Origin of the sequence: Lysobacter enzymogenes (genome assembly GCF_017355525.1) — a bacterium.
GTDB lineage: Bacteria > Pseudomonadota > Gammaproteobacteria > Xanthomonadales > Xanthomonadaceae > Lysobacter > Lysobacter enzymogenes_C.
The window spans coordinates 4,670,203-4,683,657 of record NZ_CP067395.1; the positions used below are offsets into that span (position 1 = coordinate 4,670,203).

A 13,455-nucleotide genomic window follows, 5' to 3' on the forward strand; every position below is an offset into this window, starting at 1 on the left:
CCGACCGCGCGCGGCCCGCCGCCGCGGCGCTCGATGACCCGGCAATGCGCGGCCGCCCGGCCGCGCCACCGCCAGGAGGCATGGGTGGCATCCAAGCAGCGCTACGTGGTCGCCAGCGTCGACCTCGACAAATCCCGCGACGCGCGCCTGCGCGCCGCGCGCGAACTGCTCGCCGGCGAGCGCATCGAGGTGGAACTGCGGCGCTGGGACGGACGCACCGCCCAGGTGCTGGTGGTCGGCACCGAAACCAGCGCCAGCCGCATGGCGGTCGACACCGCCTTGCGCAGCGGCATCCCGGTGGTGCGCATCGGCCGGTTGCCGTGGGATCCCGGCAGCGTGCGTTCGCTCGATCTGTACGCCGAGCCGGACGAACTGTCGGCGTGCCTGCGCGAACGCCTGGACGTGGACGAGCCGCCGCCCGAGCGCGTCGCCGCGACCGATCCGGCCGCGGCGCCGTTCCTGCGCCAGCTGCTGGCCGCCGCGGACACCGGCGCGTCCGAAAACGGCGTGCGCCTGCTCGAACGCGGCCTGTTCCGGCTGGCGATCGATCTGGCCGGCGCGCGCCTGCACATGCTGCGGCGCATGCCGTACCCGGCGCTGATCGACGAGGCGCTGGCGCCGAACTGGTTCGTCACCGCGTTGTCGCCGCGCCGCTACGCCGAAGAATTCGAGCAGGACGTGATCGCGAGCTATCCGTTGGAATCGGTGCTGTGGGACATCGCCCTGGCGCACGAGGCGCCGATCGCCGACGTGCCGCCCGAACGGCCGCTGCGCCTGCGCGCGTGGCCGCTGCTGTCGGCCAACGAACTGCCGGTGCATTGGCTGCTGCCGCTGAGCTGCCTGCTCGAACGCGCCTGGCCGCTGCCACAACTGGCCCAGGCCACCGCCACCCCGGCGCTGGAACTCGAACGCATGTACGCCGCGGTGCTGGCCAGCGGGCTGGCCGACGCGCAGGCGCCGGCGGCGCCGGCGCGGCGCGCGGCCGATGCGCGCGCGCCCGGCCTGCTGCAGCGGCTGGCGCGCCGCTTCGGCTTGACCCTCGGGCAGGCAGTTGTCGGCAAGAACCAGGAACGCGGGCCATGACCGACTTGATCAAGCTGGCCTTCGTCGGCGACATGGGCGCCGGCAAGACCACCGCCATCCGCGCGATCTCCGACCGCGAGCCGATCAGCACCGAAATGCCGATCAGCCAGGGCGCGCTGGGCGAGAAGACCCACACCACCGTGGCGATGGACTACAGCACCATCGAACTCGACGACGGCGAACTGCTGCACGTCTACGGCGTGCCCGGCCAGCGTTATTTGGATTTCATGTGGCCGCTGGTGTGCGAAGGCGCGGTCGGCATCGTCGTGCTGGTCGCCGCCGACAGCGCCGACATGGTCGGCCAGGCCGACGCGCTGCTGCGCGACTTCGCCCGCATCGCCCCCGACGCCGCGTTCGCCGTCGGCGTCACCCGCGCCGACCTCGGCAGCGACTTCGCCCTGCTCGAATTCCGCGACGCGCTCGGCCGCCGCGGCCATCGCTTGCCGATGGCGCGGCTGGACGCGCGCGACGCGGCGCAGGTCGAGACCTTGATCCGCATGCTGCTGTCGTATCGCTATGCGGAGGCGAAGGTCAACGCGGTGGCCTGAGGCGGGGCGCGCCGCGCCGCGCTCGCGGCGCCCGCGACCGCAACCGGGCCGTAGCGGCGCCGGCGCTCGCGGCGCGCGCAGGGCGCTGCGCGCTTCAGCCCGCAGGCGCGGCGGCCGCGGCCGCCTCGTCGGCATAGAAGCCCGAGCGCGCCAGGAACGCCTCCACCGCGGCCTGGTCGGTGCAATCGAGTTCGACGATCTCGCGCAGCGCGCGTTCGCGGTCGGCGGCGCGGGCGTAGTAGTCGCGCACGATCGCATAGCCCATGTAGTAGCCCAGGTCGCGCACGCCGTAGCGCGGGTCGGGCGCGTTGTAGAGCCACTTGGCGTACGACGCGTCGTGCATTTCGGCGCGGAAGTCGCGCTTGAGCCGGGCTTCGTTGCGCCGGCCGTAGCGGACGTAGTCCAGCGGCGGCAGCTGGCCGGTGGCGCGTTCGGCGACGAAGTCGGCCGCGCCTTCGTAGATCGCCTGCGCCAACAAGGTCGGGCCGGGTCCTTTCTGCTGGGTGTGCACGTACTCGTGCACCAGCAGCAGCGGCAGCGCTTCGCTGGGGCGGGTGGCGAAGTAGCCGCGCAGCCCGCTGCGGCGCGGTTCGGGCAGTTCCGACACGTCGGTGTCCGGCCCGGCCGCAGCCAGTTCCGCGCCGATCAGCACCTTGTCGCCGAGAGTGGTGCCGCTGGAGTTGAGGCAGCCGATGGCGAAGTAGACCGTCGCCGGGCGCAGCGGCGGGTACAGCCGGCGCAGCGCTTCGATCCGCTGCGGCGCGTCGGCGGTTTTCCCGGCCAGCGCGAGAGTGTCGGCGCGCAGCGAATTCCAGAACTTGGGATAGCGCTCGATCGCGTCGAGATAGCACTCCGGCGTATAGCCCTTGGCCTGCATGAAGGCGCGCAGGCCCGGTGTGCCCGGATCGATGTAGTCGCGCAGCAGCGCGCGGCGTTTTTCGGCCGGATCGGCGCTGGCGCGAACGGCGTCGTAGGCGGTCCAGAAACGGGCGACATCGGAGGCCTCGAGCGCCGGCGATCGCGCCGCCGCCGGTGCCGCTGCCGCCAACAACGCCGCGCAACACAGTGCGGTACGCCACTTCTTCAGATTCATCGTCGCTCTTGCGCTGCGGAATCGCGGCGATGGTGCGAGCGGCCGGCGCGCGCCGGCAAGGCCGGAAAGTCATGCGTCGGCCGCGCTCAGCGCGCGATGTAGAACTCCATCGGCACCACCACCTGCACCTCGTCGCCGAGCTCGGCCGGCGGCGCCGGCACCGGGCTGGCGCGCTCGGCCACGGCCAGCGCTTCGGCGTCGAGCGCGGCGTAGCCGCTCGCGGTTTCGATCCGCACCGCGAGCACGCGGCCGTCGCCGGCGACGCTCAGCCGCACCTGCGCGACGCCTTGCTGATGCAGGCGCCGGGCCTGGCGCGGATAGCGCTTGAAACGTTCGAGATGGCCGAGCAGCAACTGCTGCCATTGCCGCGGAATCTCGCGGCCGGCGCCGGCGGCGTCCTGCGCGGCGGCGTAACGCGGCGCGGGCGCGGCGGCGACGGCCGGCGGCGCCGACGCGCTGGCCGCGGTCTGGTCCTGCGCAGGCGGCGCTTCGCGCGGCGCGCTGAGCGGTGCCGGCTCGGGCGCGCTGGCGACATCGCCTTGCGCCTGCGGCGGCAACGGCGTTTCGCGCATGGTCTCGCGCGGCGGTTGCGCGCGGCTGGCGACGCGCTCGTCTTGCGCGGGCCCCGGCGGCAGATCGCGCGCCGGCGTCGGCGGCGCGCGCGGCAGCAGCGACAGTTCCATCAGCACCGCGGCGGCCGGCGGCGTCGGCGGTGTGGCCGGCGCCGGCGTGCGCAGGCCCAGCAAGGCCAGCAGCAACGCGGCATGCAACGCCAGCGTGATCGCCGCGCCGATCCAGCCGGCCTCGCGCTCGCGCGCCGGTCGCGTGCGCGCAGGTGCGCGCCGCCGGCTGCGCGAGCAGGCGTGCGCGGCGCGCGGCGTCGCCAGCGTCAGCGCCGGCGCGCTCAAAACGCGCGCTCCAGCTTGAGGCTTACGGTGTCGCGGTCGTAACCGTACAGCCAGTCGATCGAACTGTCGGTGCGGTTGCGCTTGTACGTCAGGCTCGGAACGAAACCGGCGAAGGCCCAGCGCGGCACCCGCACGATCGCGGTGGCGTTGAGTTCCTCGTCGCGGCGGCGCGCCTGGAAGGTCGCGTTCCACTCGTCGTGGACGCGTTTGCGCAAGGACCCGAACAGCAGCAGCGACACGCCCGCATCGAACTGCTTGGACAGGCCCAGGCGCAGGCCGCGTTGCAGATACGCTTCGGTGTCGCGGCGGGTCTCGCGCCGGGCCAGGTCGAGGCCGCCGAACAGCATCCAACGCTGCGGCAGCGCGCGCCAAACGGTCGCGTAGACCGCGCTGGTCGGGCCGTCGTAACCGGCCAGGTCCTGGCGCCGGTAGCGCATGCGCTTGTAGTCGCCTTCCAGCTTGAACAGCCAGCGCGGCGAGATCGTCCAGGTCCAGTCGGCGCGCGCGCCCCAGGCGGCGTACAGGCTGCGGTTGCCGAACGCGGCGTACTCGAACTGCGGCGCGGCGGTGAAGGCATGACGCGCATCGGCATAGGACCAGCCGGCGCTGCTGGTCCAGGTGGTTTCGTTGAAATCGCTGCGGTCGCGATACGAATAGCCGTACAGCAGCGAGCGCAGGTACAGGCCGTGGTGGCCGCGCAGCGGCTGGCGCCGGGTCAGGCTGGCGTCGTAGTCGAGCCCTCCGCCGCGGATCGCCGCGGGCAGGCTGCGTTCGATCGCGCACTGGCCGTCGGGCGCGGCCAGCAGGCAGGTGCGGCTGGCCGAGGACTGGTTGATGTTGTCGTTCCAGGTCGGCCCCAGCGCGACGCTGCCGTGCCAGCCGCGACGGTTGCGCAGCGCGCGCAGGAACGTCTCGACAGTGCGGCGCACGCCGGCGGTCTTGGCGTCGCCGGCGTCGAGCGCATCGGCGATGGCCTGGAAGCGCTGCTCGGCCTCGCGGTCGAGCTGGTTTTCGAACAGCACCCGCGCCAGTTCCAGCTGCGCGGGCAGGAAATCGGCTTGCAGCTCCAGCAATGCGCGGTAGTCGCGTTCGGCGCGGTCCAGATCGCCGTCGGCGCGGGCCAGCGCGCCTTGCGCGTACAGTTCGAGCATGCGGTCGCGCTGCGGCAGTGCGCGGTAGCGTTGCAGCAACGCGCGCGCCTGCGGCCACTGGCGCGCGCTGACGGCGCGGTAGAGCGCGGCGGCCAGCGCGTCGGGATCGCGCAGCTCTGCCTCGGCGGGCGCATCGGTACCGGCGCGCGCGGCGTTTTCTTCTTCCAGCAGCGCGCGTTCGCGTTCGCTCTGGCGTTGTTCCAGGCCGTGGTCCAGGCGCAGGCGGGTGTCGTCGCGGTCCTGCGCGGGCGCGGCGAGGCAAAACAGGCACAGCGCAAGCCCGGCGGCGAAGCCGATTGCGCTGGAGAAAAGGCGAGGGCGGGTCATGGTCGAACGCCGGAACCGCGCGCCGCATCCCTGCGGCGGCGCGGCGGACCGCGACCGGACGAACCGGCCGCGGGCCTTTACCGGCGAATCCCTCAGGGATTCTTGGTGCCGCCGAAGGCGGTGTCGTACAGGCGGTCGTCGAAGCGGGTCACGCCGGCCAGCGCCGCCGCGTTCGCGCCGAAGAACTGGCCGCTGACGCCGCCGGTGGCGACCGTGGCGCCGCCGACCGAAGCGCTGGCGCCGCTGCCGGAGAACCCGGTGCCGCTGATCGCCGCGGTGCCGATGTTGACCGTCACGCTGCCATTGCTGAGGCTGCCGCTGAGCTGGCCGGCGCCGAAGTTGGCGTTGAAGGTGCCGTTGAGCTTGTTGGCGCCGTTGTACTGGTTCAGGCCGGCCACGGTGTAGGTGGCGGTGCCCGAGGTCGGCACGGTGGTGCCGGCGTTGTCGCCGGCGTAGTAGACGGTGTGGGTGCCGTCGGTCGGCGCGCTCTGCGACCATTCGCCGAAATAGACGTTCTGGCCGGCGATCTTGGCGAAATGGAACACGCCCATGCCGCTGTGGCTCGGCGGGGTGATCGGCGAGACCAGGCTCGACACGCCGTTGGCGTCGGCCGGGGCGAAGGTCTGCAGGGCCTGGAAATCGACCTTGCGGTCGGTGCCCATCGTGTACACGCCGATGCCCGGACGGCCGGCCACGTGCGGGCCGGCGTTGACGGTGGAGACGCCGGCTTCGACGTAGGTGTTGTCGCTCTGGTCGCCGACCACGGCGGCCTGGGCCGCGCCGGCGAGCATCGCTACGGCGAGGGCGGAAACGGTGAGGCTCATGCGCTTCATGTGGAACTCCTTTGAATGATTGGAACGATGGGATGAACTTTGGCTAGAGCGCGATGCGCGCCCGGTCGCTCATCCATTGCTTCGTGCGCAACAGATCTCGGTGCGCGGCGCCGGCGGCGCCGCGTCAGAACTTGGCGGTCAGGCTCAGCTTCAGCGTGCGGCCCGGCGCCGCCATCGCCGAACGCGTCAGCGGATCGACGTAGTACAGGTCGCCCAGGTTGGTGCCGACCAGCTCCAGCGCCACGGCTTCGTTGACCCGGTAATTGACGTAAGCGTCGTAGGTGGTGATGCGGTCCCAGGCCAGCGGCACGTTGAAGTACGCGCCCAGGCGCTGCTCCTGGTAGAGGTCGTAATCGCCGTTTTCGTACTTGCTGTGGTGGACCACGCGCGCGCCGACTTCGAGCTTGCGATCCAGGAAGCGCCCGCCGAGGGACCAGTTCGCCGACAGCTTCGGCACCGCCTGGGTGATCAGATAGCCGCCGACGAAACCGGCCTGCACGCAGTTCGGCACGCCGATGCGGCCGGTCGGGTCGTTGATCGCCGCGACGCTTTCGTCGCAGACGGTGTTTTCCAGATTGCGCGCCACGCTCAGGTCGGTGAAGAAGCGGCCGTTGTCGTAGCGGCCCTGGAATTCCAGGCCGCGCAGGGTCTGCTTGTCGATGTTGGAGAACTGCAACTGGCCGCTGCGCTCGATCACGTCGCGGGTCTTGTGGTGGTAATAGGTCAGCTTGAGGTCGGCGTAGTCGGCGCCGAGCCGGCGGCTGAAATCGTGGACGTAGGCCAGCTCGTAGTTGTAGGCGTGCTCGGGCTTGAGCGCGGCCACCGGCAGCGCGGCGGAAAAGCCCAGGGTGCTTTCGAACATGCTCGGATAGCGCCGCGCCTGGCTGTGGCGGAAGTACAGCCGCGCTTCGTCGCTGAAGTTGAAGGTCGCCGCCAGGGTCGGGGTCCAGCCGCTGCCGTCGTGGTGCTGGGCCTGCTGTTGCAGGAACAGCGGTTGCAGCGAGGCGCTGGCGCGGCCGTAGTCGACGCCGTCCAGGCTGCCGTTGAGGAACACGTTGTCGGCGCGGCGGAAGCGGCCGTCGGCGTCGGGGCGCCAGTCGGCGGCGAGGTTGCGCACGGTGTAGGTCGCCTGTTCGATCTGGGTCGCGATCACCTGCGGGGTCCAGCCGAAACGCTCGGCGTTGCGGCGGATGGTGGCGATGCGCGCATCCAGCGCGGCCTGGCTCATGCGCGGGTCGCGGGTGTAGTAGCTCATCGCGTAGCGCTGCGGGAACAGCACCTGGCCGAGCCGGGTGTCGCCCTTGGCCAACTGGTCGGCGAGGAAGTCGTCGAACGCCCAGTACGACTGGTAGCGCAGGCCCGCGCTCAGGCTCAGGCGCTCGCTCGCGCGCCAGTCCAGCTTGAGGCTGAAGTCGCGCTGCTCGCGGCGGCCGGCGCGCGGGAACATGCGCCAGCCGTCGGCGACGCCGTTGTACTCGTCGTCCGAGCGCAGCTTCTCGTGCTGGTAATCGAAGCCGACGGTGAGGTCGAGGTCGTCGCGCAACGCGCTCTTGTTGCTGAAGGTCAGGCCGTTGCGGTCGTGGTGGGCGTTGGCCAGCGCGGTGTTGCGCAGGATCGGGTCGTCGTAGGTCGCCCAGTTCGGAAAACCGCCGGCGCTGTAGGTGTCGCTGACCGTGCGCGTGGTCCACAGGTTGGCGTAGATATCGAACCAGCGGCCGCCGGGCTTCCAGGTGTATTCCAGGTTGTAGGCCTTGGCCCGGACCTTGCTCAGCGGCCACTGCGGCGCGCCGGTTTCGGTGGTGTCGCGCCAGGAGATGCGCGTGGGCAGGATTTCGCCGTAGTCCGAGCGGGTGTCGCGCAGGCCGAACTTCAGGGTCTGGTTCTCGCTGGCGCGGACCACGGCCTTGAGCAGCCACGATTCCATTTCGCTGGAGGTGTTCGGCACTTCGTCGCCGGGCCGGTAGAAGCGCGCCAGGCTGGTGATGTAGTTCAGGCTCTTGGCCGGGTCGTAGGCGCGGCTGTAGAAGCCGCCGCCGTTGTCGCCGGAGAAATGGTTGCCCTTTTTGCGGTAGGCGTACGCGGCGAGCAGGTCGAAGCGGTCTTCGCGCAGGCCCAGCGCCAGGCGCATGGCGTGGTCGTCGCCGGCGATCAGGTCGCCGCCGCCGCTGTTGCGCACGGGCTTGTACAGGGTCGGGTCGTAGTAGGTCGCCTGCGGATTGCTCGGAAAGCCCGGAATGCTGCGGTAGTCCTGCCCGGTCGACAGTTTCGGCAGCCGCGGATCGGTCGCGTTGTCGCTGCTTTCGAGCTTGAATTCGCCGCCGAAACGCTCGCCCGGCTTGAGGATGTCGGCCACGTCCAGGGTGTTGACCACGACCGCGCCGCCGATCGAGCTGTTGACGTTGCGCGCCAGGTTCGGCCCCTTGATGACCTGGATGCCGCCGATCAGGTTCGGGTCGATGTAGTTGCGGTTGTTGGCGCCGTTGTAGCCGCGCCACACCGTCAGCGCCTGCTCGGTGCCGTCGATGGTCAGCGGCACCCGGCCCGGGCCCTGGATGCCGCGGATGTTCGGATCCAGCGCGCCGCTGTTGCGCGCGTCGCCGCTGTAGACGTTGAGCATGCCCTTGAACACGTCGGCCGGCGCCGCGCCCTTGTAGCGCTCGATCTGTTCCTTGCCGGCGTACACCGTCGACAGATCCAGGTCGTAGACCTCGTCGTAACCGCGTTCGTCGCGGCGGCCGGCGCGGTCGTAAGCGGAGGCGCCGACGGCGAGCGTATCGGTCACCAGGGGCGCGTCGCTGCCGCCGGCGCGCGCCGCGCTCTTGCGCAGCACCACCGTGCCGGCGCCGCGCCGCTGCGCGCTCAGGCCGGTGCCGGCGAGCAGGCGGCGCAGGGCTTCGTCGTCGGCGTAGTCGCCGTGCAGCGCGGTCGAGTTCGCGCCGGCGCCGTCGGCGCTGTCGAACACCACCTGCACCCCGCTGATCCGGCTGTAGGCGCGCAGCGCCGCGGCCAGCGGTTGCGCGTCGATGTCGTAGCGGCGCGCGGCGGGCGCGTCCTGCGCGGCGGCGGTTTGCGCACCGGCGCAGGGAACGAACGCGGCGCTCAGGGCCAGATGGACGCAGGCCGCCAGCGCGACGCGCGCGAACGGCCGCCGGCGGCGGGCCGGAACGAAAGACATGCAGCGAACTCCTCAAGTCGGATCGGAGCCCACCGCCGCGGCCGCTGGTATCGGCGCGAAGGTGAGCGGCGTTTGGCTTGAGATGCGATGCGCGTCTCGCGGCTACGAACTACAGGACGACCGGCGTGGGCGCTTACCCAACCCCGCGCGACGATTTTTTTTCCGCGCTTCCGATCCGCGCCGCGTTCAATCGGCCGGCGGCCGCACCAGCAGCGCGCCGCCGGGCAGGCGCTGCACGCGCAGGCGCGCGCGTTCGGCGACCGCGGCGATGGCTTCGTCGCTGCGGTCGGCGCGCAGGCTGGCGCTGATCCGCGGCGCGCGTTCGAACGAACCCAGCGTCCACACCGGCGCGCTGCGGTAGCGCGCGATCCGGCGCAGCGCTTCGTCGGCCGGCACCGCGTCCAGCGACAATTCGCCGCGGCGCCAGTCGGCGATGTCGGCCGTCGCGACGGCGCGCAACGGCGACACCGGCGCGCCTTCGCGGTAGCTCGCCGACTGGCCGGCGATCACGCGCACCGGCGCGCCCACGCCGGAAGCGACTTCGACCACGCCTTCGCTGACCGCGGCCTGCACGCTGGCGTCGAGCCGGCGCACTTCGAACGCGGTGCCGATGTCGCGCACCGCGCCGCCGAGCGCGCTGACCCGGAATGCGCGCGCGTCGCTGTGCGCGACCTGGAACCAGGCATTGCCGCGCAGCAGTTCGATGCGGCGCTCGTTGTCGTCGAAATGCAGCGCGACTGCGGAGTCGGCATCGAGCGCGAGGATCGAGCCGTCGGCCAGCGTGTAGCGCGCCGGCGCGGCGGCGGTGCGGTAGTCCGAGCGCAGGCTCAGGGCCACGCCCGGCGCCGCGGCGATGGCGGCGGCGAGGCAGGCGGCGGTGGCCGCGCCCCAGACGGCGAGGCGGCGCCGCGGTCGGCGCGTGCGCGCGGTTGCGAAACGTTGAGGGGACGAGGACGGGGCAGGGCCCGAAGCCGGTTCCGATACCGGATCGAACGCCGCGCGCATCGGCGCCAACGCCCGCCACAGCGCGCGTTGACGCGCGAAGGCCTCGCCATGAGCCGGCGCCTGCCGCCAGGTTTCGAACGCGGCCAGCTCGCCCTCGTCGATTTCGCCCGAGGCCAGCCGCGCCACCCACGCGCGCGCCTGCCCGGCGATGTCGTAGGGGTCGGGATACGGCGTTTCGGCGGTGTCGTTCTGCGCGGATCGGGTCATGCGGTGGCGGATGGCTGCCTGGACTTGGTTAAGGACGAGCGCCGGGTGGCCTTACCCAACCCCCGGCCGCCGCCGCGCGGCTCAGCCGCCCGCGCGGGCCTGGTCGAGCAGGCGCAGCGCGCGCTGGATGTGTTTTTCGACCGTGGTCGTGGAGACGCCGAGCAAGTGCGCGATCTCGCGCTGGGTCAGGCCTTCGAAACGGTTCAGCACGAAGATCCGCTTGCACGGTTCCGGCAGCTCGCGCGCCGCGCGCGCGACCCGCTCCAGTTCGTCGCGCGCCAGCGCCACCCGCGCGCTGTCGGCCGGCTCGTCGTCCTCCAGCCACATCGTCGCGGCCTCGCGCAGCTTGCGCCGGCGCGCCTCGCTGCGGCCCTGGTCGACGGCGTGGTGATGGGCGAGGCGGTAGAGGTAATTGCGCGCGTCGGCGATCGGCGGCTCGCCGGCCACCGCGATCACCTTGAAGTACATCGACTGCACGGCGTCCTCGGCGGTGGCGCGGTCGAGATAGCGGCCGAGGTAGCGCAACAACCGCTCGCGCTCGGTGACCAGCAGCGAGGTGAGGACGGCGGCGTTGGAAGGCATCGTCTCGGCGCGCGGCCACGGGCGCGGCGCATGTGCGGGAAGGTCGGAGTCGCCGCGACTCTAGCTCAAATGATAACGATTGTCATTTGTGAGTGGGCGCGCCGTCGCCGTCGACGCGGCACAGGCGACGCCCGGTCGCCTGTGCCGCGCTCTGCGAGCCGCGCTTCAAGGGCTCAGCCGGCCGGCGGACACTGCCGGCAGATGCGGACGCATTCGAAGTACTCGGTGTGGCATTGCGAGCCGCCGCCCTGCCGCAGGCATTCGTCGCGGCCTTCGAGGCAGAACGTCGTACACAGCGGATGCGACTGGCAGCCCTGCTGCGCCGACGCGGCCGGCGCGAGGGCGAGGCCGAAACCGAACGCGGCGGCGCAGACGGCGGTCAACAACGTGCGAGCGAACATGAGAAATCCCTCTCGATAAGCCCGTCATTGGGCATTCCATCCTTAGCACGCCGTCGCGCCCGCAGGCCTGTCGTCCGGGCGCCTGGGTCTCGAACGCACGTTGGAATCGATCACGATATGCAAAACCGCGAGGCATCCGGCGCCGCTGCGCGCGGTCGCGGGCCGCAAGCGCTCAGGCCGCGCAGCGCGGCACCGCGCTCCACGGCGTCGACAGTTCCGCTCGCACCGTCTCGCCGTGGCCGCTGAGCCAGCGCGCGACCCAGCCCGCCGCCGCCGCATCGGTACGGAACGGCCGGCTGACATGATCCTTGATCCCGAGGTGGCGGCGGATCGTGGCGACCGCGCCGTGCCCGTCGCGCGCCGGCGCGACCGTGGCCAACCAGGCCTCATGATCGTCGTCGGGCACCGCGACCAGATGCGCGGGGAAGATCGAACCGGCGAAAGGCGCCTCCCAGTGGAACCCGGGCGGCAGTTCGTGCAAGGGCGATTGAGTGTCCATGGCGCGGACGCTAGAACGGCCGCGTCTCGCGAACTAAGACGCGGCGACGGGCCGTAACGCTCGGATGCGACCGCGAACGACGGCCGCGTTCGTCGAAACCGGCGGTGTCAGGCCGCCAGCGGCGCGAACACCAGCGCCTGATGCGCTGACGCTCCCGCGGTGACGCCGTCGGCCGCCGCCCAAGTGGCGTTGTGCATCGGCCGGGCGATGTCGCCGGCGGCGTACACGCCGGGCACCGTGGTCTGGCGGCTGTCGTCGGTGCGGATCACCGGGCCGATCGGGCCTTCGTCGATCGCGCAGCCGAGCTGTTCGGCGATATCGCTGTTGAATCGCAAGCGGCTGGCGACGAACAACGCATCAATGCCGACTTCGCGATCGTCGTTCAAACGCAACGCGGACAGCGATTGCTCGGCGCCGAGCAGCGCCGCGATCGGCGCCGGCTCGACCGCCACGCCGCGCCGCGCCAGTTGCGCGGCGGTGTCTTCGTCGGGCGCGGGTTCGCCGTTGAGGTACAGCGTGGTCGGCCCCCAATCGGCGACCAACAGCGCCTGATGCGCGGAAAAACTCGCCGAATGCAGTACGCCCAGGCGTTGGCCGGCGAACTCGTAGCCATGGCAATACGGACAATGCAGCACGCTCTTGCCCCAACGCTCGGCCAGTCCCGGCAGCGGCGGCAGCGTGTCGTTGACGCCGAACGCCAACACCAGCTTGCGCGCGGCGAACACCGCGCCGTCGCCGGCGACGATCTCGAAGCCGCCGTCGATCGCGCGCGCGCGGGCCGCTTCGCCCGCGATCAATCGCGCCGACGGATAGCGCCGCAATTGCGCCTGCGCGGTCGCGACCAAGGTGCGCGGGTCGCTGCCGTCGCGGCTGAAAAACCCATGTGCGGCGTCGGCGAAACGGTTGCGCGGACGGCCGGCGTCGAGGATGCGCACCGAGCGGCGCGCGCGCGCCAGTTGCAGCGCCGCCGACAGGCCGGCGAAGCTGCCGCCGATCACGACGGCGTCGAGCAGCGGTTCATTGCGCATGGGCGTGCTCCAGATCGATGCTGTGGCCGGCCGCGACCATGCCGGCGTGGAAGTCGGCGCTCAACGAGGCCAGGGTGACCGCGGCGAAACGTTCCAGCAGCAAGGTCTGGGCCGCGTCGAACGCGCCGTCGAGGGCGTGGTTCACCGCCTTCTCGACCAGGCAATGCGGGTTGTCGCTGCGATGGCCGAGCGCGAACAGCCCCGGCGCGCCGATCGCGCGATAGATGTCGAGCAGGGTGATGGCCTCGAGCGGGCGGGCGATGCTCCAGCCGCCGCCGTGGCCTTTTTCCGAACGCACCAGCCCGGCCTCGCGCAGGCCGGCCATGGTCCGCCGCACCACCACCGGATTGGTGCGCATCGCCCGCGACAACACTTCGGAGGTGACCGGGTTCGGCGATTCGGCCATGTGCAGCAGGACGTGGAGGACGCCGGAGAGGGAGCTGTTGGATTTCATGGAACAAATAGTGTTACGTGAAACGGAGCCTGTCAATCGCGTTCGCAGTCGTCCGGTTCCGTCCCGTGCATTGGGCGCCGCTGGGCGCCGGATCCATGCACTAAACGGCGCCTCGTCGGGCAGTCGTTTCGGCGCGGGTGGGTCCTGGACGCAAAGCGCCG

Annotated in this window: 13 protein-coding genes; 2 read left to right on the plus strand and 11 right to left on the minus strand. The window is 71.4% G+C overall.

All coding sequences use genetic code 11. From position 1 onward, the window contains the following. Nucleotides 1-84: 84 nt before the first annotated feature. Both JHW38_RS19730 and JHW38_RS19735 read left to right on the plus strand, forming a co-directional pair. Nucleotides 85-1,083: a hypothetical protein gene (locus tag JHW38_RS19730; RefSeq protein ID WP_207523019.1), complete on the plus strand. Its 999-nt coding sequence runs from the start codon at nt 85-87 to the stop codon at nt 1,081-1,083. After that, nucleotides 1,080-1,631 carry a GTP-binding protein gene (locus JHW38_RS19735; RefSeq protein WP_207523020.1) on the plus strand — a complete coding sequence of 184 codons (552 nt, stop codon included), beginning with the start codon at nt 1,080-1,082 and terminating at the stop codon, nt 1,629-1,631. The genes JHW38_RS19730 and JHW38_RS19735 overlap by 4 nt, the downstream gene beginning before the upstream one ends. Before the next feature lie 94 nt (nt 1,632-1,725). Here JHW38_RS19735 and JHW38_RS19740 read toward each other — a convergent pair whose 3' ends face one another. From JHW38_RS19740 to JHW38_RS19790, 11 genes are all read right to left on the minus strand, one after another. Next, nucleotides 1,726-2,724, minus strand: coding sequence for a hypothetical protein (locus JHW38_RS19740; RefSeq protein ID WP_207523021.1), 999 nt, complete (start codon nt 2,722-2,724; stop codon nt 1,726-1,728). 86 nt (nt 2,725-2,810) lie between these two features. After that, complete coding sequence (locus tag JHW38_RS19745) at nt 2,811-3,632, minus strand: energy transducer TonB family protein (protein WP_207523022.1); 822 nt, start codon at nt 3,630-3,632, stop codon at nt 2,811-2,813. Continuing rightward, complete coding sequence (locus JHW38_RS19750; RefSeq protein ID WP_207523023.1) at nt 3,629-5,110, minus strand: surface lipoprotein assembly modifier; 1,482 nt, start codon at nt 5,108-5,110, stop codon at nt 3,629-3,631. The genes JHW38_RS19745 and JHW38_RS19750 overlap by 4 nt, the downstream gene beginning before the upstream one ends. 92 nt (nt 5,111-5,202) lie before the next feature. Then, nucleotides 5,203-5,943: a Slam-dependent surface lipoprotein gene (locus JHW38_RS19755; protein ID WP_207523024.1), complete on the minus strand. Its 741-nt coding sequence runs from the start codon at nt 5,941-5,943 to the stop codon at nt 5,203-5,205. Nucleotides 5,944-6,067: 124 nt separating this feature from the next. Next, nucleotides 6,068-9,118, minus strand: coding sequence for a TonB-dependent receptor (locus JHW38_RS19760; RefSeq protein ID WP_207523025.1), 3,051 nt, complete (start codon nt 9,116-9,118; stop codon nt 6,068-6,070). Nucleotides 9,119-9,304: 186 nt separating this feature from the next. Next, the gene (locus tag JHW38_RS19765) at nt 9,305-10,330 is read right to left on the minus strand and encodes a FecR family protein (RefSeq protein ID WP_207523026.1); all 1,026 of its coding nucleotides are present in this window, start codon (nt 10,328-10,330) and stop codon (nt 9,305-9,307) included. A gap of 81 nt (nt 10,331-10,411) precedes the next feature. Next, complete coding sequence (locus tag JHW38_RS19770) at nt 10,412-10,912, minus strand: sigma-70 family RNA polymerase sigma factor (RefSeq protein WP_207523027.1); 501 nt, start codon at nt 10,910-10,912, stop codon at nt 10,412-10,414. A gap of 173 nt (nt 10,913-11,085) precedes the next feature. Further along, a complete protein-coding gene (locus JHW38_RS19775; protein WP_207523028.1) occupies nt 11,086-11,313 on the minus strand; it encodes a hypothetical protein in 228 nt (75 codons plus the stop codon). 172 nt (nt 11,314-11,485) lie between these two features. Beyond that, entirely contained in the window at nt 11,486-11,812 is a 327-nt protein-coding gene (locus JHW38_RS19780; RefSeq protein ID WP_207523029.1) for a hypothetical protein, read from the minus strand. A 107-nt stretch (nt 11,813-11,919) separates the two neighbouring features. After that, nucleotides 11,920-12,840 (minus strand): NAD(P)/FAD-dependent oxidoreductase, encoded by a 921-nt coding sequence (locus JHW38_RS19785; protein ID WP_207523030.1) that lies wholly within the window; start codon nt 12,838-12,840, stop codon nt 11,920-11,922. Then, the gene (locus JHW38_RS19790; RefSeq protein ID WP_207523031.1) at nt 12,830-13,294 is read right to left on the minus strand and encodes an Rrf2 family transcriptional regulator; all 465 of its coding nucleotides are present in this window, start codon (nt 13,292-13,294) and stop codon (nt 12,830-12,832) included. Before JHW38_RS19790 ends, JHW38_RS19785 begins: the two co-directional genes overlap by 11 nt. Nucleotides 13,295-13,455: the final 161 nt, after the last annotated feature.

Excerpts from the sequence above, each read along its gene's own strand:
- JHW38_RS19735 (WP_207523020.1), top strand. The coding sequence starts at position 1,080 with ATGACCGACTTGATCAAGCTGGCCTTCGTCGGCGACATGGGCGCCGGC.
- JHW38_RS19740 (WP_207523021.1), bottom strand. The coding sequence starts at position 2,724 with ATGAATCTGAAGAAGTGGCGTACCGCACTGTGTTGCGCGGCGTTGTTG.
- JHW38_RS19750 (WP_207523023.1), bottom strand. The coding sequence starts at position 5,110 with ATGACCCGCCCTCGCCTTTTCTCCAGCGCAATCGGCTTCGCCGCCGGG.
- JHW38_RS19755 (WP_207523024.1), bottom strand. The coding sequence starts at position 5,943 with ATGAAGCGCATGAGCCTCACCGTTTCCGCCCTCGCCGTAGCGATGCTC.
- JHW38_RS19760 (WP_207523025.1), bottom strand. The coding sequence starts at position 9,118 with ATGTCTTTCGTTCCGGCCCGCCGCCGGCGGCCGTTCGCGCGCGTCGCG.
- JHW38_RS19765 (WP_207523026.1), bottom strand. The coding sequence starts at position 10,330 with ATGACCCGATCCGCGCAGAACGACACCGCCGAAACGCCGTATCCCGAC.
- JHW38_RS19770 (WP_207523027.1), bottom strand. The coding sequence starts at position 10,912 with ATGCCTTCCAACGCCGCCGTCCTCACCTCGCTGCTGGTCACCGAGCGC.
- JHW38_RS19775 (WP_207523028.1), bottom strand. The coding sequence starts at position 11,313 with ATGTTCGCTCGCACGTTGTTGACCGCCGTCTGCGCCGCCGCGTTCGGT.
- JHW38_RS19780 (WP_207523029.1), bottom strand. The coding sequence starts at position 11,812 with ATGGACACTCAATCGCCCTTGCACGAACTGCCGCCCGGGTTCCACTGG.
- JHW38_RS19785 (WP_207523030.1), bottom strand. The coding sequence starts at position 12,840 with ATGCGCAATGAACCGCTGCTCGACGCCGTCGTGATCGGCGGCAGCTTC.
- JHW38_RS19790 (WP_207523031.1), bottom strand. The coding sequence starts at position 13,294 with ATGAAATCCAACAGCTCCCTCTCCGGCGTCCTCCACGTCCTGCTGCAC.